21 protein-coding genes are annotated in these 21,070 nt (G+C 74.8%); 11 read left to right on the forward strand and 10 right to left on the reverse strand.

The features are described 5' to 3' along the window. Window positions 1-299 precede the first annotated feature (299 nt). Window positions 300-1,724: a type I glutamate--ammonia ligase gene (gene glnA, locus ACH443_RS07965; protein ID WP_429764245.1), complete on the reverse strand. Its 1,425-nt coding sequence runs from the start codon at window positions 1,722-1,724 to the stop codon at window positions 300-302. A 189-nt stretch (window positions 1,725-1,913) separates the two neighbouring features. Between glnA and ACH443_RS07970 the strand changes: the two genes are divergently transcribed. Next, window positions 1,914-2,387 carry an RDD family protein gene (locus ACH443_RS07970; RefSeq protein ID WP_430589981.1) on the forward strand — a complete coding sequence of 158 codons (474 nt, stop codon included), beginning with the start codon at window positions 1,914-1,916 and terminating at the stop codon, window positions 2,385-2,387. 110 nt (window positions 2,388-2,497) lie between these two features. Here ACH443_RS07970 and ACH443_RS07975 read toward each other — a convergent pair whose 3' ends face one another. The 4 genes from ACH443_RS07975 to ACH443_RS07990 form a co-directional block, all read right to left on the reverse strand. Continuing rightward, entirely contained in the window at window positions 2,498-3,247 is a 750-nt protein-coding gene (locus tag ACH443_RS07975) for a DUF4191 domain-containing protein (protein ID WP_429764247.1), read from the reverse strand. Window positions 3,248-3,258: 11 nt separating this feature from the next. Continuing rightward, a complete protein-coding gene (gene lipA, locus ACH443_RS07980) occupies window positions 3,259-4,269 on the reverse strand; it encodes a lipoyl synthase (RefSeq protein WP_429764248.1) in 1,011 nt (336 codons plus the stop codon). 117 nt (window positions 4,270-4,386) lie between these two features. Continuing rightward, window positions 4,387-5,106 (reverse strand): lipoyl(octanoyl) transferase LipB, encoded by a 720-nt coding sequence (lipB, locus tag ACH443_RS07985; protein WP_430556721.1) that lies wholly within the window; start codon window positions 5,104-5,106, stop codon window positions 4,387-4,389. Beyond that, complete coding sequence (locus tag ACH443_RS07990; protein WP_429764249.1) at window positions 5,103-5,615, reverse strand: MarR family winged helix-turn-helix transcriptional regulator; 513 nt, start codon at window positions 5,613-5,615, stop codon at window positions 5,103-5,105. Before ACH443_RS07990 ends, lipB begins: the two co-directional genes overlap by 4 nt. A 36-nt stretch (window positions 5,616-5,651) precedes the next feature. Here ACH443_RS07990 and ACH443_RS07995 point away from each other — a divergent pair, with 36 nt between their 5' ends. Beyond that, on the forward strand, window positions 5,652-7,994 hold the full coding sequence (locus ACH443_RS07995; protein ID WP_430589982.1) for an MMPL family transporter: 2,343 nt from the start codon (window positions 5,652-5,654) through the stop codon (window positions 7,992-7,994). Here the strand turns inward: ACH443_RS07995 and ACH443_RS08000 are convergent. Next, complete coding sequence (locus tag ACH443_RS08000) at window positions 7,975-8,325, reverse strand: hypothetical protein (protein ID WP_430556635.1); 351 nt, start codon at window positions 8,323-8,325, stop codon at window positions 7,975-7,977. The two genes, ACH443_RS07995 and ACH443_RS08000, sit on opposite strands and share 20 nt — an antisense overlap. A gap of 148 nt (window positions 8,326-8,473) precedes the next feature. Between ACH443_RS08000 and ACH443_RS08005 the strand changes: the two genes are divergently transcribed. Next, the gene (locus tag ACH443_RS08005; protein ID WP_429764252.1) at window positions 8,474-9,565 is read left to right on the forward strand and encodes a Gfo/Idh/MocA family protein; all 1,092 of its coding nucleotides are present in this window, start codon (window positions 8,474-8,476) and stop codon (window positions 9,563-9,565) included. 55 nt (window positions 9,566-9,620) lie between these two features. Further along, complete coding sequence (locus tag ACH443_RS08010) at window positions 9,621-11,009, forward strand: hypothetical protein (protein WP_430589983.1); 1,389 nt, start codon at window positions 9,621-9,623, stop codon at window positions 11,007-11,009. Between the two features lie 78 nt (window positions 11,010-11,087). Here ACH443_RS08010 and sucB read toward each other — a convergent pair whose 3' ends face one another. Then, window positions 11,088-12,878 carry a 2-oxoglutarate dehydrogenase, E2 component, dihydrolipoamide succinyltransferase gene (gene sucB, locus ACH443_RS08015; RefSeq protein WP_430589984.1) on the reverse strand — a complete coding sequence of 597 codons (1,791 nt, stop codon included), beginning with the start codon at window positions 12,876-12,878 and terminating at the stop codon, window positions 11,088-11,090. Between the two features lie 251 nt (window positions 12,879-13,129). Here sucB and ACH443_RS08020 point away from each other — a divergent pair, with 251 nt between their 5' ends. Both ACH443_RS08020 and ACH443_RS08025 read left to right on the forward strand, forming a co-directional pair. After that, window positions 13,130-13,474, forward strand: a complete 345-nt coding sequence (locus ACH443_RS08020) for an oxidoreductase (RefSeq protein WP_430556632.1) — start codon at window positions 13,130-13,132, stop codon at window positions 13,472-13,474. Window positions 13,475-13,511: 37 nt separating this feature from the next. Beyond that, window positions 13,512-14,267: a class I SAM-dependent methyltransferase gene (locus tag ACH443_RS08025; RefSeq protein WP_430589985.1), complete on the forward strand. Its 756-nt coding sequence runs from the start codon at window positions 13,512-13,514 to the stop codon at window positions 14,265-14,267. A 75-nt stretch (window positions 14,268-14,342) separates the two neighbouring features. Here the strand turns inward: ACH443_RS08025 and ACH443_RS08030 are convergent, their stop codons facing one another. Continuing rightward, window positions 14,343-15,833: a leucyl aminopeptidase gene (locus tag ACH443_RS08030; protein ID WP_430589986.1), complete on the reverse strand. Its 1,491-nt coding sequence runs from the start codon at window positions 15,831-15,833 to the stop codon at window positions 14,343-14,345. A gap of 63 nt (window positions 15,834-15,896) precedes the next feature. Between ACH443_RS08030 and ACH443_RS08035 the strand changes: the two genes are divergently transcribed. From ACH443_RS08035 to ACH443_RS08050, 4 genes are read left to right on the forward strand one after another with little or no spacing between them, the layout of a single operon-like run. After that, window positions 15,897-16,256, forward strand: coding sequence for a hypothetical protein (locus ACH443_RS08035; RefSeq protein WP_429764258.1), 360 nt, complete (start codon window positions 15,897-15,899; stop codon window positions 16,254-16,256). Further along, window positions 16,253-16,759 carry a hypothetical protein gene (locus ACH443_RS08040; RefSeq protein ID WP_430589987.1) on the forward strand — a complete coding sequence of 169 codons (507 nt, stop codon included), beginning with the start codon at window positions 16,253-16,255 and terminating at the stop codon, window positions 16,757-16,759. Before ACH443_RS08035 ends, ACH443_RS08040 begins: the two co-directional genes overlap by 4 nt. After that, a complete protein-coding gene (locus tag ACH443_RS08045; protein ID WP_430589988.1) occupies window positions 16,756-17,865 on the forward strand; it encodes a quinone-dependent dihydroorotate dehydrogenase in 1,110 nt (369 codons plus the stop codon). Before ACH443_RS08040 ends, ACH443_RS08045 begins: the two co-directional genes overlap by 4 nt. Next, window positions 17,862-18,068, forward strand: a complete 207-nt coding sequence (locus tag ACH443_RS08050) for a hypothetical protein (RefSeq protein WP_429764261.1) — start codon at window positions 17,862-17,864, stop codon at window positions 18,066-18,068. Before ACH443_RS08045 ends, ACH443_RS08050 begins: the two co-directional genes overlap by 4 nt. 31 nt (window positions 18,069-18,099) lie before the next feature. Here ACH443_RS08050 and ACH443_RS08055 read toward each other — a convergent pair whose 3' ends face one another. Beyond that, the gene (locus ACH443_RS08055) at window positions 18,100-19,569 is read right to left on the reverse strand and encodes a PLP-dependent aminotransferase family protein (RefSeq protein WP_430589989.1); all 1,470 of its coding nucleotides are present in this window, start codon (window positions 19,567-19,569) and stop codon (window positions 18,100-18,102) included. A 195-nt stretch (window positions 19,570-19,764) separates the two neighbouring features. On the opposite strand from ACH443_RS08055, the gene ACH443_RS08060 reads away from it, so the two are divergent. Continuing rightward, window positions 19,765-20,565 (forward strand): YitT family protein, encoded by an 801-nt coding sequence (locus ACH443_RS08060; protein ID WP_430589990.1) that lies wholly within the window; start codon window positions 19,765-19,767, stop codon window positions 20,563-20,565. A gap of 42 nt (window positions 20,566-20,607) precedes the next feature. Here ACH443_RS08060 and ACH443_RS08065 read toward each other — a convergent pair whose 3' ends face one another. Beyond that, a complete protein-coding gene (locus tag ACH443_RS08065; protein ID WP_429764264.1) occupies window positions 20,608-21,069 on the reverse strand; it encodes a GNAT family N-acetyltransferase in 462 nt (153 codons plus the stop codon). Window position 21,070: the final 1 nt, after the last annotated feature.

Here is a 21,070-nt window from a genome sequence, read left to right on the forward strand (position 1 = left end):
CGGCCGTCGCCACGTCCGCGTCGGCGAGGGGAGCACGTCATGAAGGACGTGCGTTGCATGCTCGGCATGCACAAGTGGCAGCGGCGCCAGAACGAGGACTCCCAGTACCTGCTCTGCGCCCGCTGCGGGCGGGACCGGCCGACGGACGGGCGGGTACCACCGATCGGGCATATGCCCTGACGGCAGCGGACGGCCCGGTCCTGCACCCGTCCGCGTCTCCGGTGACGCCGAACGGCGGCCCGCCCCGAAGGGTGGGCCGCCGTCCGGGCGACGTCAGCAGGCCCTCGCAGGGCCGCCGATCAGATGTCGTAGTAGAGCTCGAACTCGTGCGGGTGCGGGCGCAGGCGGATCGGGTCGATCTCGTTGCTGCGCTTGTAGTCGATCCAGGTGGCGATGAGGTCCTCGGAGAAGACGTCGCCCTGCGTGAGGAACTCGTGGTCGCGCTCGAGGTTGTCGAGGGCCTCCTCGAGGGACGCGGGCACCTGGGCGATCTGCGCGTGCTCCTCGGGGGGCAGCTCGTACAGGTCCTTGTCGATCGGCGCCGGCGGCTCGATGCGGTTCTTGATGCCGTCGATGCCCGCGAGGAGCTGCGCGGCGAACGCGAGGTACGGGTTGGCCGTCGGGTCCGGCACGCGGAACTCGACGCGCTTGGCCTTCGGCGAGGAGCCGGTCACCGGGATGCGGATGCACGCGGAGCGGTTGCGGGCCGAGTAGACCAGGTTGACCGGGGCCTCGTAGCCGGGCACCAGGCGGCGGTAGGAGTTCACCGACGGGTTGGTGAAGGCCAGCAGCGACGGGGCGTGCTTGAGCAGGCCGCCGATGTACCAGCGGGCCGTGTCGGACAGGCCGCCGTAGCCCTTCTCGTCGTAGAACAGCGGCTCGCCGTTCAGCCACAGCGACTGGTGCGAGTGCATGCCCGAGCCGTTGTCGCCGAAGATCGGCTTCGGCATGAAGGTGACGGTCTTGCCGTGCTGCCAGGCGACGTTCTTGATGACGTACTTGAACTTCATCAGGTCGTCGGCCGAGTGCAGCAGGGTGTTGAACCGGTAGTTGATCTCCTGCTGGCCGGCGGTGCCCACCTCGTGGTGCGCGCGCTCGACGTCGAGCCCGACCTCGGCCAGGACCGCGCACATCTCGTCGCGCAGGTCGGCGAACTGGTCGTTGGGGGAGACGGGGAAGTAGCCGCCCTTGTACCGGGTCTTGTACCCGAGGTTGCCGCCCTCCTCCTCGCGCCCGGTGTTCCACGCGGCCTCGACGGAGTCGACGCTGTAGAAGCTCTCGTGCTGGTTCGTCGAGAAGCGGACGTCGTCGAAGACGTAGAACTCGGCCTCGGGCGCGAAGAACGCGGTGTCCGCGATGCCGGTCGACTTCAGGTACGCCTCGGCCTTGGCGGCGATCGTGCGCGGGTCGCGCGAGTACGGCTCGTCCGTGAACGGGTCCACGATGGAGAAGTTGACGATGAGCGTCTTGCGCTTGCGGAACGGGTCCAGGTACGCCGTGGTGACGTCCGGCACGAGCTTCATGTCCGACTCGTGGATCGCCTGGAAGCCGCGGATCGACGAACCGTCGAACATGAGGCCCTCGGTGAAGGAGTCCTCCGAGAACTGCTCCACGGGGATGTTGAAGTGCTGCATCACGCCCGGCAGGTCGATGAAGCGGACGTCGATGAACTCCACCCCCTCGCGACGGGTGAAGGCGATGGCCTCCTCGGCGTTCGTGAACATGCATGCACTCCTTGCGTGGATGGTGCCGTTCGGTCGGTGCCGCCGGACGGTTCCGAAGGACGGGCGCGACGGGCCTGTGCTCGCCGCTCGACGTCCACGACCGTAGGGTGACGGCGTTTCTCCGGCATGGCGCGATTGTTTCCAACACGTTACGGCGGTCGCGCTCCCGGCGCCGCGTAGCCTTGACGCATGGCATCGCCGGAGGACATCTCGAGAGAAGACGTCGGGTCGTGGCTCGAGGGCGGGCGTCGGGACGCGGCCGGTAGCGGGGGACGCCTGGGCTTCCCCGACGCCGGCCCCGGGTCGCTCGCGCGGCTCGGACGTCGGGCCGTGGCCCTCGTCGTCGACTGGGCGGTGGCGACGCTGATCGCCTACCTGGTGACGAGCCCGGTGTCGTTCGCCGAGCTGAACTCGTGGGTCACCCTCGGCGTCTTCGCCCTCGAGAACCTGCTGCTGGTCAGCACCGTCGGCTTCACCCTCGGCCACCGCCTCCTGGGCATGCAGGTGCGCACCCTGGGCGCCACCGACGGCGTCGCGCCGGGCTTCGCGCGCGGTGCGGTGCGCACCCTGCTGCTGTGCCTCGTGATCCCCGCCGTCGTGTGGGACCGCGACGGGCGCGGCCTGCACGACCGTGCTGCCGGCACCGTCCTCGTCCGCCGCTGACGCCGCCACGACCACACCGGGCGCAACGAGATCGACCCACCCGTCGCGACGTCGACCCTCGGTGGGTCGTTCTCGCGGCGGGTGGGTCGATCTCGTGGGAGCGGCGCCGGTCAGCGGCCCTTGAGCCCCTTGCGGTCCGGGCGCGCCCGCATCGGGTCGACGCCCTTGGGGATCGGCAGGCGCGCGCCGCCGAGCGCCTTGAGGCGCTTCTTGACCTGCTCCGCCTCGGGCTTGGTGAGGCTCCGCTTGAGCTTCTGCACCTTCTTGGCGACCTTGGGCAGGGGGACCTGCCCCTCCTCGTTGCCGACCTGGATGAGGGTGATCGGCACGTTCGGCAGCACGCGCGCCGTCTTGCGGCGCTCGTCCTCGAGCAGGCGCTGCACCCGGTGCGACGGGCCCTCGGAGACGAGGACGACCCCCGGTCGCCCGACGCCGCGGAACACGAAGTCCTGGGTGCGCGGGTTGATCGCGACCGGCTCGTCCGCGAACTCCCACCCGCCGCGGACGGTGCCGAGCGCCGCACGGGCGGCGCCGGGCTGGCCCTCGATCTGGGTGTATGCGGCCTTCTCGGCCTTGCGGGTCAGGACGAACATCGCGCCCAGCGCCGCGAACGGGAGGCCGAGGACGACGATGTACAGGATCTGGAAGCCGGTCGGCAGGTCGAGCAGCAGCACGATCGCGGCGACGACCGCGAGGATCCCGACGAACACGCCGAGGAGCAGCCACGTCACCGTGGGGTCCTGCTTGCGCGTCATCTGGTACGCGGCCCACACCTGGTGGTACCAGCGCTGCTTCTTGGGCTTCTTCTGCTTGCCGGTGGCGTCAGCGGGCGCGCCGGCGTCGGACTTGGTGCGGGCCATGGTCGTCAAGTCTAGTGGGCTCGCGGGGCAAGGAGGCTCGCGGCCTCCTGGCGCGACGTCGTCGGCTCCGCGAGGTGCGCCAGCGACTGCGGGATGGGCAGGCCGCGGCGCGTCATCGCCTGACCCCACAGGCGGCCGGCGCGGTACGAGGAGCGCACCAGCGGCCCGGCCATGACGCCCAGGAAGCCCATCTCCTCGGCCGCCTCGGAGAGCTCGACGAACTCCTCCGGGCGCACCCAGCGGTCCACCGGGTGGTGGCGCAGCGACGGGCGCAGGTACTGCGTGATCGTCACGAGGTCGCAGCCGGCGTCGTGCAGGTCCTGCAGCGCGTCGCGGGCCTCGTCGATCGTCTCGCCCATGCCGAGGATGAGGTTCGACTTGGTGACCAGGCCGGCCTCGCGCGCCCGGGTGAGCACGGACAGCGAGCGCTCGTAGCGGAACGCGGGGCGGATCTGCTTGAAGATGCGCGGCACGGTCTCGACGTTGTGCGCCATGACCTCGGGCCGCGACTCGTTGACGACGTCGAGCAGCTCGGGGATCGCGTTGAAGTCGGGGATGAGGAGCTCGACGCCCGTGCCCGGGTTGAGCGCGTGGATCTGCCGCACGGTCTCGGCGTACAGCCAGGCGCCGCCGTCGGCGAGGTCGTCGCGCGCGACCCCGGTGATCGTCGAGTACTTCAGGCCCATCGTCCGCACGGACTCGGCGACGCGGCGCGGCTCGTCCGCGTCGAAGTCGGCCGGCTTGCCCGTGTCGATCTGGCAGAAGTCGCAGCGTCGGGTGCACTGGTCACCGCCGATGAGGAACGTGGCCTCGCGGTCCTCCCAGCACTCGAAGATGTTGGGACAGCCCGCCTCCTCGCACACCGTGTGCAGGCCCTCGCCCTTGACCAGGCCCTTGAGCTCCCGGTACTCGGGGCCCATCGTGGCCTTCGTCTTGATCCACTCGGGCTTCTTCTCGATGGGGGTGGCGGCGTTGCGGGCCTCGATGCGCAGCATGCGGCGGCCCTCGGGTGCGATCGTCACGGGTGTCTCCCGGTCGTCGTCGAGCAGGTGGAGGTCCGGCGTGACTGGCCTGTGCGGACCCTGACCGCCGGACCTCGTCAGAGTACGTGAGCGGCGCGTCACGGCGCCGCGACCTGCTCACCGTGTGGACGTGACCTCAGCAACACCCGGCGCGGCGACGGCCGACGTGGGTGCGGCGCGCAGCGGGTCGAGGTGGCGGGCGAGGGCGTCGACGAGCGGCGCGCGGACGTCGTCGAGCGTGACGTGCCGACCGGTCTCGATGGTCAGCGAGGTGACGTCGGCGTCGGTGATGCCGCACGGCACGATGCTGTCGAACCGGCTCAGGTCGGGGTCGCAGTTGAGCGCGATGCCGTGCATCGTCACGCCCTTGGCGGTGCGGACGCCGATGGCGCAGACCTTGCGCTCGAGGCGGTCGCCGTCGGCGGCGAACCAGACGCCGGTCCGGTCCTCGACCCGGATCGTCGCGAGACCGAACCCGGCGCACACCTCCATGACGGCCTCCTCGAGCGCCCGGACGTACGCGACGACGTCGATGGGCTCGGCGAGCCGCAGGATCGGGTAGACCACCTGCTGCCCGGGGCCGTGCCAGGTGATCTTGCCGCCGCGGTCGACGTCGACGACGGGTGTGCCGTCGGTGGGGCGCTCGTCGCGGTGGGTGCGCCGCCCGGCCGTGTAGACGTCGGGGTGCTCCACGACGATCAGCGTGTCGGGGCGGTCGCCGGCGACGACGTCGGCGTGCACGCGGCGCTGGAGCTCCCACGCCTCGTGGTAGTCGGTCAGTCCGGGCAGCGTCATCACGTCCACCCGGCCGAGGCTAGTCCTTTGCCGTGCGGTCAGTCGTCGGCGTCGCGCTGCGCCCGCACGAGGGTGACGAGGATCTCACGCAGCCGGCCCACGTCGTCGTCGGCGAGCCCGCGGGCGGTGAGGTCCTCCGCCGGCTGCAACCGGCCGGCCTCGGCAGCGGCGCGGCGGCCGGTGTCGGTGACCGCGACGGCGCGGCGGCGCCGGTCGCGGGGGTCCGCGCCGCGGGTGACGTAGCCGGCGCGCTCCAGCCTCGCCACGATGCGGCTCATCGTCTGCTCGGTGACGCCGTTGAGCGTCGCGAGCTCGCGCTGCGTCCTGGGCCCGGCGAACAGGTGCAGCAGCACGGGGAAGCCCGCGTGGTTGAGGTTCCAGCCGGCGAGGTGGGCGTTCCAGTCGTGCTCGATGCGGCGCACGACGGTGAACAGCAGCCGGCCGGTGGGCCACTGGCCCGGGTCGTCGCTGGTGGGGTCGACCGGGTCGGGCCAGGCGTGGGGTGCGGTGCCGGGCGCTGCCGCGGCGTCACGCGCTTCGTCGTGCTGCACTTGCTTCCTCCCTGGTCCACCCTCAGAATACTCAGCATGCTGAGTAATCGGGCGCGGGGCAATCGGGGTCGAGGTCTGCTGCGGGGCCTCGTCATTCTGGCAGCGATCGGGGTCTGGCTCGCGATCGGCGCGTTCGGGGGGCAGGCCCAGGGCAGCCTGAGCAGCGTCCAGACCAACGACGACGCGGCCTTCCTGCCCGCGAGCGCCGAGTCCACGCAGGCCGCCGCCCTGGCCGAGGAGTTCACCGACTCCGAGACGCTGCCCGCCCTGGTCGTGGCCGAGACCTCGGACGGGTCCGAGCTGACGAAGGAGCAGCTCGCCGACGTCCAGGCGTTCGCGGACTCGATCGCCGACGCCCCGCTCGAGGGGACGTCGGGCGACGAGCCGCGCACGGTGGGAGACCTCAGCATCGCCGACCCCGTCGTGGTGCCGTCCGAGGACGGGCAGGCCGCGCTCGTCGTCGTCTCGCTCGACGCCGCGCAGGCCTCCGAGGACCTCGGCGCCGACGAGACGAGCGGCTCCGAGCTCGCGGTCGCGGCCCTCCGGGCGCTGGTCGCCGCGGACGCCTCCGACGGCGGCCTCGCCGGTACAGGTCTCGACGCCTGGGTGACCGGACCCGCGGGCTTCGTCGCGGACCTGGTGAGCGCCTTCGGTGCGATCGACACCGTGCTGCTGCTCGTGGCCCTCGGCGCCGTCCTGGTGATCCTCGCGCTCGTCTACCGCTCGCCGTTCCTGCCGTTCGTCGTGATCCTCACGGCGGTCCTGGCCCTGTGCCTCGCGGGACTGGCGGTCTACCACCTCGCCGCGAACGACGTGCTGACGCTGAACGGCCAGTCGCAGGGCATCCTGTCGATCCTCGTGGTGGGCGCCTCCGTCGACTACGCCCTGCTCCTGGTGGCCCGGTACCGCGAGGAGCTGCGGGCCACCAGCTCCCCGTACACCGCGATGCGCCGGGCCGTCCGTGCCTCGATCGAGCCGATCGCGGCCAGCGCGGGCACGGTGATCGTCGGGCTGCTGTGCCTCCTGCTGTCCGACCTGTCGTCGAACCGCAGCCTGGGTCCGGTCGCCGCCATCGGCATCGTCGCCGCGTTCCTGTCGGCGACGACCCTGCTGCCGGCGATGCTCCTCGTCGGCGGGCGGCGGGCCCGGTGGGTGTTCTGGCCCCGGGTGCCGCACGCGATCGGCAGGCACTCCGACGCGCCCGACGCCCCGGAGCCGGTCGACCCGACCGGTGTCACGGTCGGTGACCCGGGCGGTTACACGGCCGACGACACGCACGTGGAGGTCGCCGGGCACGGCGTGTGGTCGCGCGTCGCCGGCTTCGTGGGGCGGCACGACCGCGTCGTGTGGGTCGTCACCGCCGTCGTCCTCGCGGCCGGGGCGGCGTTCGTCCCGACGCTCGACGCGAACGGCACGGGCGACTCGGAGGTGTTCCTCACGCAGGTCGACTCCGTGGACGGCGAGGAGGTGCTCACCCGCCACTTCGAGGGCGTGTCCGCGCAGCCCGCGATCGTCATCGCCCCCGAGGCGGACGCCGACGCCGTCGTGGAGGCGGCCGAGGGCTCCGACGGGATCACGGCGGCGACCGTCGTCACCGACCAGCCGGCCACCGCGCCGGGGATGCCGGCCGAGGGCGACCCGCTGGTCGTCGACGGGCAGGTGCGCGTCGACGTCACCACGGAGGCGCCGTCCGACAGCCAGGCGGCCGTCGAGGCGGTGGCCGACCTGCGCACGGCGGTGCACGACGTCAGCCCGGACGCGCTGGTGGGCGGCGCGGCCGCGGAGCGTCTGGACACGCAGCTCGCCGGCCAGCACGACCTGCGCGTGATCGTGCCCGTCGTGCTCGCCGTGATCCTCCTGATCCTCGTGCTGCTGCTCCGGTCGGTCCTCGCCGCCGTGCTGCTCATGGCCGCGAACGTGCTGTCGTTCGGGTTCGCCCTCGGCGTCTCGGCGGTCGTGTTCAACCACGTGCTCGACTTCCCGGGCGCGGACCCGGCTGTGCCGCTGTACGCGTTCTGCTTCCTCGTGGCGCTGGGGGTCGACTACTCGATCTTCCTCATGACGCGCGTGCGCGAGGAGAGCCTGCGGGTCGGCACGCGACGGGGGGTGCTGCGCGGGCTGGCCGTCACCGGCTCGGTCATCACGTCGGCTGGCGTGGTGCTCGCCGCGACGTTCGCGGCCCTGGGCGTCATCCCGCTGCTGTTCCTCGCCCAGCTCGCCGTCATCGTCGCGTTCGGCGTGCTCGTGGACACGCTCGTCGTGCGCAGCCTGCTCGTCCCGGCGCTCGTGCACGACGTCGGCGACCGGGTCTGGTGGCCGTCGCGCCTGGGCCGCGGCACGCGCGCGCCGGAGCGCGCCGTCACGCCGTCGAGTCGATGAGCTCCAGCAGGGCGCGGGCAGCGTCGCGGATGTCACCGTGGTCGTACTGCCCGGCCCGGCTCTCCAGCGACACCACGGCGCACCGGTGGACCTTCGACAGGTCGCCGTAGGGGAACGACACCGCCTGCTTCGACTCGGGGTTCTCGTCGTCGTCCACGCCGAGGTGCCAGTGCCGGAACTCGGTCCAGCCCTCGCGGTCGACGAAGCGGTTCTCGGCGTCCGTGCTCGGAACGTGCTCGCTCCAGTCGTCGCGCTCGTCGCGCACCACCCGACCCTCGCGCACCAGGGCCCGGGCCTGGTCCAGACCCGGCTGGTTCAGTCGTGTCGCCATCGTCGTGGCTCCCTCCGGCTCTCCCGTGGGTCGCGTGCCGACCCACCCCCGGTCTACGGGAGGTGCCGGATGGTCACCACCCGCCGGCGGCGTGGCTCGCCGGGGCGGTGCCGGGGCGAGGGGCGCGGCGTCGGGCACGATGGACGCCATGGTCACGGACGAGGCGGCAGAGGCGGGCGCGACCGACGGCGTGACGGCGGCACCGCCGCCGCGCCTGGCGATCGTCGGGTACGGGGGAGCGGGCCGGGAGATCCACGCCCGCCTCGCGGCGGAGGCGGGGCTGCCGGTGACGGCGGTCGTGACGCGCGACCCCGGCCGGCGCAACCAGGCCGCGGGAGACTGGCCGGGAGCCCGGTTGGTGTCGGACCTCGACGAGCTGATCGCCGCCCGCCGTGCCTACGACCTCGTCGTGGTCGCGAGCCCCACGACCCTGCACGCGGAGCAGGCCGCCGCCCTCGCCCGCGCGGAGATCCCGTTCGTGCTCGACAAGCCGATCGGCCTGGACGCGCACCAGGCGCGCGCCGTCGTCGAGGAGGCGGCCGCCACCGGCACGCCGTTCACGGTCTTCCAGAACCGGCGTTGGGACCCCGAGCAGCTCACCCTGGCGAGCCTGATCGATTCCGGGGAGCTCGGCGACGTGCACACGTTCGAGCGTCGATGGGAGCGCTGGCGGCCGGTCCCGCGGCAGCGGTGGAAGGAGAACGACCCGGTCGGCGGAGGGCTGCTGCTCGACCTCGGCCCGCACCTGGTGGACTCGGCGACCCAGCTGTTCGGCCGCGTCCGGTCCGTCTGGGCGCAGACCCGCAGGCTCACCACGCCCACCGAGGACGACGTCTTCCTCGTCCTGGAGCACGAGGCCGGCGGTGGCCGCGCGGCGAGCCCGCACGCCGTCGTGTCCCGGCTCTGGGCGGGGTCCGTCGTGGGGGCGCCCGGCCCCCGGACCCGCGTGCTCGGGTCGGCGGGCGCCTACCTGGTGACGACCTTCGAGCAGGACGCCTCCCCGCTCGAGGCGCTCGACGACGACGCGCCCGAGGGCTCGGTGGGCTGGCTCGCACGCGGCCGCGACCGGCGCGCCGTGCCCGCGGCACCGGGCGGCCACGCCGACTTCTACCGCGCGCTGGGGCCGTGGCTGCACGGGGACGAGCCCGCGCCCGTCGACCCGGCCGACGCCGTGCGCACCGCCGAGGTGCTGGACGCCGCCCGGGTGTCGGCGCGCGAGGGGCGTCGCCTCACCCTCTGACGTGGCCTGTGGATGACGGCGACGCCGGGCGGCCGCGAAGGTGTTCGATGGCTCCGTGGCCACCCAGACGCTGCCGATCCCGACCGACGCCGGCGCCCGCGACGCCCTCCTGGGGCGGGTGCGCGCACTCTCGGCGCTCCGGCACCCGTGCGTCGAGCCCGTGGTGGCCGTCGACGTGCGCGACGACGGGACCCTGGCCGTGCGGCGCGGCGGCGCCGCGACCGACCTGCCCACCGTGCTCGCCGTCCGCGGGCGCCTGACGTCGCGGGAGGCGGCGGGTGTCCTCGTCGCCGTGGCGCGCGGGCTCGCCGCACTGCACAGCGCAGGGCTGCGGCAGGGGAGCGTGGGCGCGCACGACGTGGTGCTCGACCCCGGAGGCGGAGCGCTCCTGCGCCCGCGGGCCGACGCGGGCGACGTCGTCGGTGCCGGCGGTGCCGGAGCGGTCGTGAGCGACCCCGCCGAGGCGGAAGCGGCGGACGTGCACGCGCTCGCGACGCTCGTCGCCGACCTGCTCCGCGACCGCAGCGACGACGACGCGGCCGCGCTGCGCGCCGTGCTGGCCCCGGCGGCAGCACCCGACGCGAGGGTGCGTCCGGAGGCGGGCACCCTCGCGGCCCAGGCGGACGCGGTCGTCGCCGCCGAGCCGGTGCGGCTCCCGGAGCCCGCGGCGCTGGCGGCCGCGGCGCTGGGCCGGCGGTCCGCCGTGCCGGCGGCGGCAGAGGAGGCGCCCGCCCGCGCGTCCCGGAGGCGGGCGGTCCGGCGCGCCGACGGGAGCAGTGCCGGCCGCCCGGCGAGCAGGTCCGCGCGGCGCGCGGCCGCCCCGCGCCGCGCCGGGACCGCGCGACGCGTGCTCGGCCTGGCCGGCGCGGCGGCCACGGTGGCGGTGCTGACGGCGGTCGCGGTCCAGGTCCGGTCGCCCGACGACGGCGCGGGCAGGTCGGGCGCGACCGGCGTCACGTCGGTCGGCGCGTCACCGGCGGCCGCGCCGATGCCGGTCGGCGACGACATCCCGGAGACCGACCGCAGCACGACACTGGACCCCACGCGGGACCGGGCCGACCCCGGCGCCGCGGCCGCGGAGCTCACCCGTCGGCGGGTCTCCCTGATCGCGGACCCGGACGCGGACCCGTCGCGGTGGGGGACGGTGGACGTGCCCGGGTCACCGGCGCACGTTGCGGACGCCGCCCTGCTCGAGGACGCCGTGCAGGCGGGCACCCGGGTGCGCGGAGCCGAGGCGCGGGTGGAGGACGCCCGTCCGGAAGGGACCGGAGCCGGCGGCTCGGCGGACGACTCGGCGGACGTCGTGGTGCGCTATGCCGTGACGGCGCACGAGCAGGTGGCCGCCGACGGCACCGTCACCGCCGTGCCCGCGACGGACGTGCGCACCGCGACGTTGCGGCTCGCCTGGACGCCGGACGGCTGGCGGGTCACCGAGGTCTCCTGAGCCGCGTCTCCCGTGGGACGACGAAGGGCGTCCCGGCCGCAGCCGGGACGCCCTCCGTCGGTCAGGGACGGGGCGAGGTCAGAGACCGACCTCGGCCTCGAACGCGCCCTCCTCGATGCGTGCCTTGATGGCGGTGAGGAAGCGCGCGGCGTCCGCACCGTCGACCAGGCGGTGGTCGTAGGAGAGGAACAGGTACGCGAACTGGCGGATGGCGATGGTCTCCTCGCCGTCCGGACCCGTCACGACGGCCGGCTTCTTGGTGATCGTGCCGGTGCCGAGGATCGCGACCTGGCCCCCGGGGACGATCGGCGTGTCGATGAGCGCACCGCCCGAGCCGGTGTTCGTGATCGTGAACGTGGCGCCGGAGAGCTCGTCCGGGCCGACCTTGTTGGCGCGCGTGCGGGCGCCCAGGTCGCCGATCTGGCGGGCGATGCCCGCCAGGTTCAGGTCGCCGGCGTTCTTGATGACCGGGACCACCAGGCCGCGCTCGGTGTCGACGGCGATGCCGACGTTCTCCGCGGGGTGGTAGGTGATCTCGCCCTTGTCCTGGTCGATCGAGGCGTTGATCTTGGGGAACGCCTTGAGAGCCTCGACCGCGGCCAGCGTGTAGAACGGCAGGTAGGTGAGGTTCGCACCCTCGCGGGCCTTGAACGACTCCTTGGCCTTCGCGCGCAGCTTGGCGACCTTGGTGACGTCCACCTCGACCACGGTCGTGAGCTGGGCCTGCGTGTGCAGGGCCTCGACCATGCGCTCGGCGACGATCTTGCGCAGGCGGGACATCTTCTCGGTCGTACCGCGCAGCGGGGAGACCGGCAGCGTGGCCGGAGCCTTGGCGGCCGGGGCGCCGGCAGGCGCGGCGGCGGCCGGAGCCGGGGCGGCGGCCTTCTCGGTGGCGGCGAGCACGTCCTCCTTGCGGATACGGCCGCCGACGCCCGTGCCCTGGAGGCTCGAGACGTCCACGCCCTTCTCCGCGGCGAGCTTGCGCACCAGCGGCGTGAGGTAGGAACCCTTGCCCGGGGCGGACGGCGCCGGCTTCTCGGCGGCGGGCTCCGGCTGGGCCGGCTCCTGCGGGGCCGGAGCGGGCTTCTCCACGGCGGCAGGCTTCTCCTCGGCCGGCTTCTCGGGCGCGGGGGCGGGCTCCTCGGGCTTCGAGGGCGCACCGACGGGCTCGGGGGCCTTGGCCGGGGAGGGCTCGGCGGGCTTCTCGGCAGCGGGGGCCGCGCCGGAGCCGACGACCGCCAGCACGGCGCCGACCTCGACCGTCTCGTCCTCGTCCACCAGGAGCTTCTGCACCGTCCCGGCCACGGGGGACGGGATCTCGGTGTCGACCTTGTCGGTCGACACCTCGAGCAGGGGCTCGTCGACCTCGACCGAGTCGCCGACGGCCTTGAGCCAGCGGGTCACGGTGCCCTCGGTGACGGACTCGCCCAGGGCGGGCAGCGTCACCTCGGTGCCCTCGCCGCCACCGGCGGCGGGTGCCTCGGCAGCAGGGGCCTCGGCGGCGGGTGCGGGGGTCTCGGGGGCCGGGGCGGGCTCGGCCGGGGCGGCGGGCTGCTCGGGCTCCGCGGGCGCCTCGGCCTCGGCGGCGGGGGCCTCGGCGGCCGGGGCCGCGTCGCCGCCACCGGCACCGGAGCCGTCGCCGACGACGGCGAGGGTGGCGCCGACCTCGACGGTCTCGTCCTCCTCGACGAGGATCTGCTCGAGCACGCCGGCGACCGGCGAGGGGATCTCCGTGTCGACCTTGTCGGTCGAGACCTCCAGCAGGGGCTCGTCGACGGCGACGGTGTCGCCGACGGCCTTGAGCCATCGGGTGACGGTGCCCTCGGTGACGGACTCGCCGAGTGCAGGGAGCTGCACGTTCTCAGACATGACCTGTGGAGTCTCCTTCGATCAGTGGGTCAGGCGACGAGCCGAGGCGAGCCGGTTTGCCGGCCCGCGACATCTGGGGTTGCCGCGTTCTGGTCACTGCCTGCCATCTTGTCACCTCCACGGGGGTCGCCCCAATCGTTCGGGGGTCCGGGTTGGTGTGACGCTGGGTACACCTGACCGCCGCATGACCTCCAGGACACCTCCGGGCGGCCTCCCGACCACGATGCCCACGACGGCGGTAGTCTCGCGCCATGTCGCTCAGGACCTCGCTGGGACGCCTGCTGGGCAGGTCGTCGTCGCCGGCCCCCGGCGCACCGTCGTCGTCGGGATCGCGGGGCGAGACGATCGCGTACCTGCAGGAGTTCGTGCGCACCCGGGTAGGGGTGGAGGCGTACGTGGAGCCGCCGAACGCGCAGACGCCCACCACCGTCCTCCTCGTGGCGACCACGGGCGAGTGGACGCGACGCCGCGTGCCGGACGAGCGCACGGGGTTCGAGGTGGCGCGGTCGCTGGGCGTCCCGGTCTACAACGTGCGCTTCACCGGGTACCCGCAACGCATGCGGGACTGGACGTCGGCGCAGCGCCGCAAGGCCTGAGCCGCGGCGCGTGGGTGACGGAGGAGACCCGGGAGTCATGGACGGCGGGGGCGGTGAGCGCTGGTCGGCGGTGGCCGCCGGGTGGGCCGAGCTGTGGGGCTCGTTCGCGGCACCGGTCTGGCCGTCGCTGCTGACGGCCGCGCAGGTCGGGAAGGGGACGCGTGTCCTCGACGTCGGGTGCGGTACGGGCGAGCTGGTCGGGCACCTGGTGCGCGCCGGCGTCGTCGCCGCAGGTGTCGACCCCGCACCGGCGATGGCGCGGACGGCCCGCGAGCGGAACCCCGGTGCGACGGTCCGGGACGGCGACGTCGAGCACCTGCCGTTCGAGGACGGCACCTTCGACGCGGTCCTCGCGGTCAACGCCCTCCAGTTCGCCGACGACGTCGACGACGCCCTGGCCGAGGTCGCCCGCGTGCTGGTCCCGGGCGGCCGGGTGGCGATCGCGAACTGGGCCGAGGGGGCGCGCAACGACCTCGACGTCGTCGAGCGCGCCGTCGCGGAGGCGTACGAGGAGGAGGTGCCGCCCGACGGCCCGCTGCGCGCTGCGGGCGGGCTGGAGTCCGCCCTCGTCGGCGCGGGGTTCGACGTCGTGAGGGCGGCGGGGATCGTCGACGTGCCGTGGACCGCGCCCGACGACGACCGCCTGGTGCGCGGCGTCCTGCTCGGCGAGGACGAGGCCACGACGGCCGCGCTCGCGCCGGTCGTCGTGGCCGCGGCGTCGCCGTTCCGGGTCCCCGGCGGCGGGTACCGCCTCGCGAACGCGTTCCGCTGGGCCGTGGCCGTCGCCCCCTGACGAGCGGACGACGGCGCCCGGCCACCCCGTGGGGCAGCCGGGCGCCGTCGTCGTCCGGCCGGGTCGTGGGGCGCGTCAGGCGCCGGCGCGACCCTCGAGGAAGGCGAGCATCGTGCGCACGCCGACGCCCGTGCCGCCGGCGGGGGTGTACCCGAACGACGAGCCCTCGTTGTACGACGGGCCGGCGATGTCGAGGTGCGCCCACGGGGTGTCGCCGACGAACTCGGCGAGGAAGTGCGCGGCGAAGAGCATGCCGCCCCAGCGGCTGGGGGCGGAGTTGACCATGTCCGCGACGGTCGACCTCAGGCCGGCCTTGAGCTCCGCCGGCATCGGCATCGGCCAGAACGCCTCGCCCGCGACGTCGGCGGCGGCCTTGACCTCGTCGCGCACCGTGTCGGTGCCCATGACGCCGGAGGTGCGGTTGCCGAGCGCGACCATCTGCGCGCCGGTGAGGGTCGCGATGTCCAGGACGACGTCGTGCCCGTCCTCGACGGCGGCGACCAGGCCGTCCGCCATGACGAGGCGGCCCTCGGCGTCGGTGTTCGTGACCTCGACGGTCTTGCCGCCGCGGATCGTGATGACGTCGGCGGGACGCTGGGCGTTGCCGCCCGGCATGTTCTCCGCGAGGCAGAGGTACCCGGTGACGGCGACCGGCAGGCCGAGGCGCGCGGCCGCCAGGACCGTGTGCAGCACCGCGGCGGCGCCGGCCATGTCGGACTTCATCGTCGGCATGCTGGCCGGCGGCTTGAGCGAGATGCCGCCCGTGTCGAACGTGATGCCCTTGCCGACGATGGCGACCTTCTCGGTGGCCTTGGCCGGCGTGTACGAGAGCTTGACGAGGCGCGGCCCGCGCGACGAGCCCTGGCCGACGCCCACGAGCCCGCCGTACCCGCCCGCGGCGAGCTGCTTGTCGTCGAGCACCGTGATCCTGAGGCCCTTGACGCCCTTGGCCGCGGCCTTGGCGGCGTCGGCGAAGGCGGCCGGGAACAGCTCGTTGGGGGCGTCGTTGACCAGGTCGCGCGTGCCGTGCACCGCCGCGGCGAGCACCTCGGCGCGCGCGACCGCGGCCTTGGCCCGGCCCGAGCGTGCGAACGTCGTCACGACCTGGATGCTGCCGACGGCGCCCTTGGTGTCCTTGCCCGTGCGGTACCGCGTGTAGGAGTACGCGCCGAGCAGCGCCCCCTCGACGACGGCCCCGAGCTCGTCCTCGTCCACCGCGGGCAGCGCGAGGGCGGCCGTGTCGGTGCCGGCGAGCTCGCGGGTGGCGGCGCCGGCCGCGGACCGCAGCACCTCGTGCGGGAAGGTGCCGTCGGCCGCGCGCTCGCCGAGCCCGGCGAGGACGACGACGCCGGCCGACACGCCGTCGCCGGCGGGCACGCGCCGCACCTCGTCGCGGGCGCCGGTGACGCCGAGGCGGGGCGCGAGCGTCTCGATCTGGCGCACGAACGCCTCGGGGAGCTGGTCCGCGACGACGGCGACGCCGTCCGAGGTGGAGCAGGTGCCGACGACGAGGACGTCGACCTTGAGAGAGCTGGGATTCTTGCCGGTGAGGGTGAGGTCTGCCACGCGCCGATGCTATCGCCGTCCCGCGGCCGCCGTCGGGCGCCCGACGGCCGGTAGTCTGCGGGCGTGGTCCTTCCCCTGCTCATCGTCGTCCTGCTGGCGTGCGCCGCGCTCGCCGGGTGGGCGTTGTGGTTCGTCGTCCAGGACCGCGCCGTGATCCTCAAGCAGCTGATCGGCGCCGCCGTGGTCGAGGCGCTCGTCGTCGTGCAGGCGGTGGTGGCCGGCGTCCTCATGGTCACCCGCGACCACCCGGTCGACGGTCCGCTGTTCTGGGGGTACGTCGCCACGGCCCTCGTCGTGCTGCCGGTGGCCGCCATCTGGGCGTTCGCGGAGCGCACCAAGTGGTCGTCGGTCGTCCTGGCGGTGGCCGCTCTCACCGTGGGCTTCCTCGACTGGCGCCTGTGGCAGATCTGGGGGGCGGCATGAGCGGCACCGACCCCGCACCCGCCGCGGGCGCGCGGCGAACCGGCTCCGGCTTCGGCCGGCTGCTCGTCACCGTCTACGGCATCCTCGCCTTCGCCGCGATCGGCCGGTCGTCGTACGAGCTGGCCACCAAGCTCTCCGAGGCGCCCGTCGCCTACTCCCTGTCCACGCTGTCCGCCGTCGTGTACGTGCTGGCCACCGTCGCCCTCGCCAGGGGCGGGCCCCGCTGGCGCGTCGTCGCCTGGGTGACCGTCGGCTTCGAGGCCGTGGGCGTCCTCGCGGTCGGGGCGGCCTCGGCCGTCTCGCCCGACGTCTTCGGCGAGACGACCGTGTGGTCCGGCTTCGGCCAGGGCTACGGTTACGTGCCGCTCGTGCTGCCGTTCGTGGGGCTGTGGTGGCTGTGGCGCACCCGCCCGCGCGGTACGAGCGGTGACGACGGCGCAGCGGCGGCACCGGCCACGCCCGAGCCCACCGAGCCCGCAGCCCCCGACCCGGAGGTCCGATGAGCCCGTACACCCTGCTGTTCAACGGCGTCTTCCGCCGGATGGACCCCGAACGGGCGCACGAGCTCGCGTTCGGTGCCATCTCGCTCGCCGGACGCGTCCCCGTCCTGCGGGACGTCGTCCAGGGCGCCCTCGCGCCGTACCTGGGCCGGGGCAGCGGCGGACCGGGCAGCATCGAGGTGCTCGGCCGCACCGTGCCCGCGCCCTTCGGGCTGGCGGGCGGGTTCGACAAGAACGCCCGTGCGATCCGGGGCCTGACCATGCTCGGGTTCGGCTTCGTGGAGATCGGCACGGTCACCCCGCGCCCGCAGCCCGGCAACGAGGCGCCGCGCATGTGGCGCGAGCTCGACGTGCGGGGCATCCGCAACCGCATGGGCTTCAACAACGACGGCGCCCCCGCCGCGGCCGCGCGGCTCCGCGAGCTGCGGGCCACGCCCGCGGGCCGGGCCGTCGTCGTCGGCGCGAACATCGGCAAGAACAAGACGACGTCCGCGGAGGCCGCGGCCGACGACTACGCCGCCTGCGCCCGCGAGCTCGCCCCGTGGGCCGACTACCTCGTGGTGAACGTGTCGTCCCCGAACACCCCCGGCCTGCGCGACCTGCAGACCACCGCCGAGCTGCGCCCCATCCTCACCGCGGCCCGGGCCGCGGCCGACGAGGCCACCGCCGCCGCGGGCACCCGCCGGGTACCGCTCCTGGTGAAGATCGCCCCCGACCTCGCGGACGCGGACGTCGACGCCGTGGCGGGGCTCGTCACCGAGCTCGGCCTGGACGGCGTCGTCGCCGTGAACACGACCATCGGGCACGACCGCGGCCCCGGCGGCCTGTCCGGCCCGCCGCTCCTGGAGCGCGGGCTGCAGGTCGTCGCCCGGCTGCGCGAGCGCCTCGGGCCCGACCCGGCGATCATCGGCGTCGGCGGCATCTCGAGCGCCGACGACGTGCGCGCGTACCTGCGCGCCGGCGCCGACCTGACCCAGGGGTACACGTCGTTCATCTACTCCGGCCCGTTCTGGCCGTCGCGGGTCAACCGCGCCCTGACGCGCACCCGCGGGTCCGTCGCGGCCGGCAGCATCGACCGTGGCAACGGCTCCACCGGGAGCGCCGCGTGATCCGGGCGCACTGGGAGTGGGCGCTGGACGACGCCGAGGGGCGCGTGCTGAGCGTCCCGAGCCCGGTCTTCACCACGCAGTACGACGCCGAGCAGTGGCTCGGCGAGCACTGGCGGGAGCTGGCTGCCGGCGGAGCGACCCTCGCCCGCCTGCTGCACGACGGGGCGCAGGCGACCCCCGGTGTGGTGCTGCCGTCGGTCTGACGGCACCACCGCGGGGGTCGCGCCATCAGCATCAGCTGCCCGGTGCCACCTGCGCCCAGGCCCGGGCGAGCCGCGGGACGGCGGTCGCGAGCTGGTCGGGCTCGCGCGTGAACGTGAGACGCACGCGGTCGCGCGACGAGCGGTCCGGGGTGAACGCGGGCCCGGGCGTGACGAGGACGCCGTGGTGCACCGCGGCGGCCGCGAGCGCCTGCGCGAGCGGTCGACCCAGGTCGACCCAGAGGCAGAGCCCGCCCGCCGGCACGCGTACGCGCCAGTCCGGCAGGGCGTCGCGGACCAGGTCGACGAGCAGGTCGCGGCGCGCCCGCAGCTCGGCGACGCGGCCGGGCAGGATCGCGTCGGCACGGCGCAGCAGCTCCACGACGGCGAGCTGCTCGAGCACCGGGGTGGCGATGTCGGCCGACTCGCGCACGCGCGCCAGCCGGCGCACCACCTGGGGGTCGGCGCGGACCCAGCCGACGCGCACCCCGCCCCAGAACGACTTCGACGCGGAGCCGATCGTCACGACGTGCGGGGAGGTGCCGTCGCCCGCGAACGGCTCCGGTACCTGCGCGCCGGGGTCGAGGGCCAGGTCGGTCAGGGTCTCGTCGCCGACGACGGTCGTGCCCGTGCGGTGCGCGAGGTCGCGCACCGCCGCCCGCGCCTCGGCCGACATCGTCGTGCCGGTGGGGTTGTGGAAGTCCGGCACGAGGTAGACGAGCCGGGGGCGGGTGCGACGCACCGCCGACGCGAGCGTCTCGACGTCGCCGACGGGGACGCCGACGACCCGTCCGCCGAACCGTCGCGTGGGTTCCAGGGCGTGGAAGTACGTGGGCGACTCGACGACCGTGGTCTCGCCGCGCCCGACGAACGCGGCGGTGAGCACGGAGATCGCCTGCTGGGCGCCCGTGGTGACCAGGATCTGGTCCGGCGTGGTCGGCACGCCGCGTGCCGTGTAGCGGTCGGCGATCGCCGACCGCAGCGCCTCGACGCCGAGGTGGGCGTAGCCGCCGGTGGCCAGGTACCCGGGCAGCACCTCGAGGGCCGCGGTGTAGGCGTCGTGCAGGGCGGAGGTGGCCGACGGGGTCGCCTGAGCCAGGTCGACGGGGGCCTCGGGGGGTGTGTCGCCGTGCGGGTCCGTGGGGGCGTCGCCCGCCGCGACCGGCACGCCCCCGCGCGTCGCGCCGGCCCCGCGGGGGAGTGTCGTGACGGTGCCGGAGCCGACGCGGCTCGCGAGGAAGCCGAGCTCGCGCAGGCGGGCGTAGGCGCCGGACGTCGTCGTGCGCGAGACCCGCAGCGCCGTCGCCAGCTCGCGCTCGCTGGGTACCCGGGTGAGCGGCGGCAGGCTACCGGAGAGCACCGCGGCGCGCAGGGCGTCCGACAGTGCGAGGTAGGCCGGCCCTCCCGCGCGCCAGTCGCCGAGCAGACGCGCGGTGGCGGCAGGGGAGAGCTGCCGGACGGCGGGCGGCGTGGACGTGGCAGAAGGTGGGGAGACGACGGTCACGGGGCCACTGTCGCCCCAATGGATATGGATTGCAAGGCCATTGGCGCGGAGGGTGGGAGCATGAGCACGACCGCCCGCCCTGTCCGCCGTCCGTCCCGCCGACCCGCGCGCCGCCTGCCGCGCCGCCCTCTCCGCCGGCAGACGGCGCGCAGCCCGCGCCCCGGAGCGCCTCGGGCCACGTCCGCGGCGCCGCCCGTGACCGCGGGGACCACCGCGCCCGACGACGCCGCCGTGCCCGCCGTGGCCCCGGCGGTGCCCTGGGGGCCCGTCCGCCGCGGGACGCAGCTCGTCCTCGGGCTGCTGGGCTTCACGTGGTCGATGGCGATGATGCTGCACGCGGGCCAGGGCGGCATGCCGTGGGACGTGCTGCACCAGGGCCTGGTGCGCAGCACGGGCCTGGGGTTCGGCACGGTCGTCGCGCTGACGTCCGTGCTCGTGCTGCTCGCCTGGGTCCCGCTGCGCCAGCGGCCCGGCATCGGCACGGTGGCGAACGTGGCCGTCATCAGCCTGGCGATCGGGCCCTGCCTCGCGGCCACGGCGTGGCTCGTGCCCGACCCGGGCCCGGTCGCCCGCGTGGCGCTCGCCGTCGGCGGCATCGTCCTCAACGGCGTGGCGACCGCCGCCTACATCGGCGTGCGGCTCGGCCCGGGCCCGCGCGACGGGCTCATGACCGGACTCGTGCAGCGCACCGGCGGGTCGGTGCGGCTGGTGCGCACCGCCATCGAGGTCGTCGTCGTGCTCGCAGGAATCCTGCTCGGCGGGACGTTCGGCTGGGCCACGGTGGCCTTCGCGCTGGGCGTCGGCCCCGTGGTGCAGGCGACCGTGCGCTGGCGGTGGCTGGTGCCGGCGGGCCTCACGGGAGCCGGCGCGCCCGCCGTCCGCTCCGTCGGCGCGACGAGCCAGCGGCCCACCGACGCCGACAACGACGTCGCGCGGCGCGCACGCGGGATCGCCCGCGCGCTCGACACCGTCGCCCGGGAGCACCGCGACCACTGACCGGCACAGCGTCCGGCACGCGATCGTTCGCGCCGTCGGCCGTCAGGGCGCGACGGTTCGTCCGCCGGACGGCAGGGTGCGGCGGTAGAAGGTGGCGGAGGCGTCGTAGCCGAGGGTCTCGTAGAAGCCGCCCGCGCGCCGGCTCGCCAGGGAGACGTAGGCCGCGCCGCGCACCGTCGCCCACCGCTCGGCGTGGGCCATGAGCGCGGCGCCGAGCCCGCGGCCGCGGTGCGCCGGGGCGACCATGACCTCTTCGACCCAGCAGACCGGGCCGTTCGCGAGGAAGGTGAGGTGCGTGCTCGCGAGGAGATAGCCGCGCGGGACGTCGTCGCCCGCCGGGTCCGTGGCGACGGCGAGCAGGGTGTCGTCCCGGGCGAGGAGCGCGGCGAGCGTGCGGTCGAAGGCGTCCCGCCGGGGCCGGAAGCTGGTCGCGAAGTCGCGGGCCAGCGGCCACAGGGCGTCGGCGTCGGCGGCGCGGGCGGGGCGGACGGTCGGGGAGGGCACG

The sequence above is a fragment of the Isoptericola sp. NPDC019571 genome, assembly GCF_044389385.1.
In the GTDB taxonomy this organism is placed as follows: Bacteria; Actinomycetota; Actinomycetes; order Actinomycetales; family Cellulomonadaceae; genus Isoptericola; species Isoptericola nanjingensis.

Excerpts from the sequence above, each read along its gene's own strand:
- glnA (WP_429764245.1), bottom strand. The coding sequence starts at position 1,724 with ATGTTCACGAACGCCGAGGAGGCCATCGCCTTCACCCGTCGCGAGGGG.
- ACH443_RS07970 (WP_430589981.1), top strand. The coding sequence starts at position 1,914 with ATGGCATCGCCGGAGGACATCTCGAGAGAAGACGTCGGGTCGTGGCTC.
- ACH443_RS07975 (WP_429764247.1), bottom strand. The coding sequence starts at position 3,247 with ATGGCCCGCACCAAGTCCGACGCCGGCGCGCCCGCTGACGCCACCGGC.
- ACH443_RS07995 (WP_430589982.1), top strand. The coding sequence starts at position 5,652 with ATGCTGAGTAATCGGGCGCGGGGCAATCGGGGTCGAGGTCTGCTGCGG.
- ACH443_RS08000 (WP_430556635.1), bottom strand. The coding sequence starts at position 8,325 with ATGGCGACACGACTGAACCAGCCGGGTCTGGACCAGGCCCGGGCCCTG.
- ACH443_RS08005 (WP_429764252.1), top strand. The coding sequence starts at position 8,474 with ATGGTCACGGACGAGGCGGCAGAGGCGGGCGCGACCGACGGCGTGACG.
- sucB (WP_430589984.1), bottom strand. The coding sequence starts at position 12,878 with ATGTCTGAGAACGTGCAGCTCCCTGCACTCGGCGAGTCCGTCACCGAG.
- ACH443_RS08020 (WP_430556632.1), top strand. The coding sequence starts at position 13,130 with ATGTCGCTCAGGACCTCGCTGGGACGCCTGCTGGGCAGGTCGTCGTCG.
- ACH443_RS08025 (WP_430589985.1), top strand. The coding sequence starts at position 13,512 with ATGGACGGCGGGGGCGGTGAGCGCTGGTCGGCGGTGGCCGCCGGGTGG.
- ACH443_RS08040 (WP_430589987.1), top strand. The coding sequence starts at position 16,253 with ATGAGCGGCACCGACCCCGCACCCGCCGCGGGCGCGCGGCGAACCGGC.
- ACH443_RS08045 (WP_430589988.1), top strand. The coding sequence starts at position 16,756 with ATGAGCCCGTACACCCTGCTGTTCAACGGCGTCTTCCGCCGGATGGAC.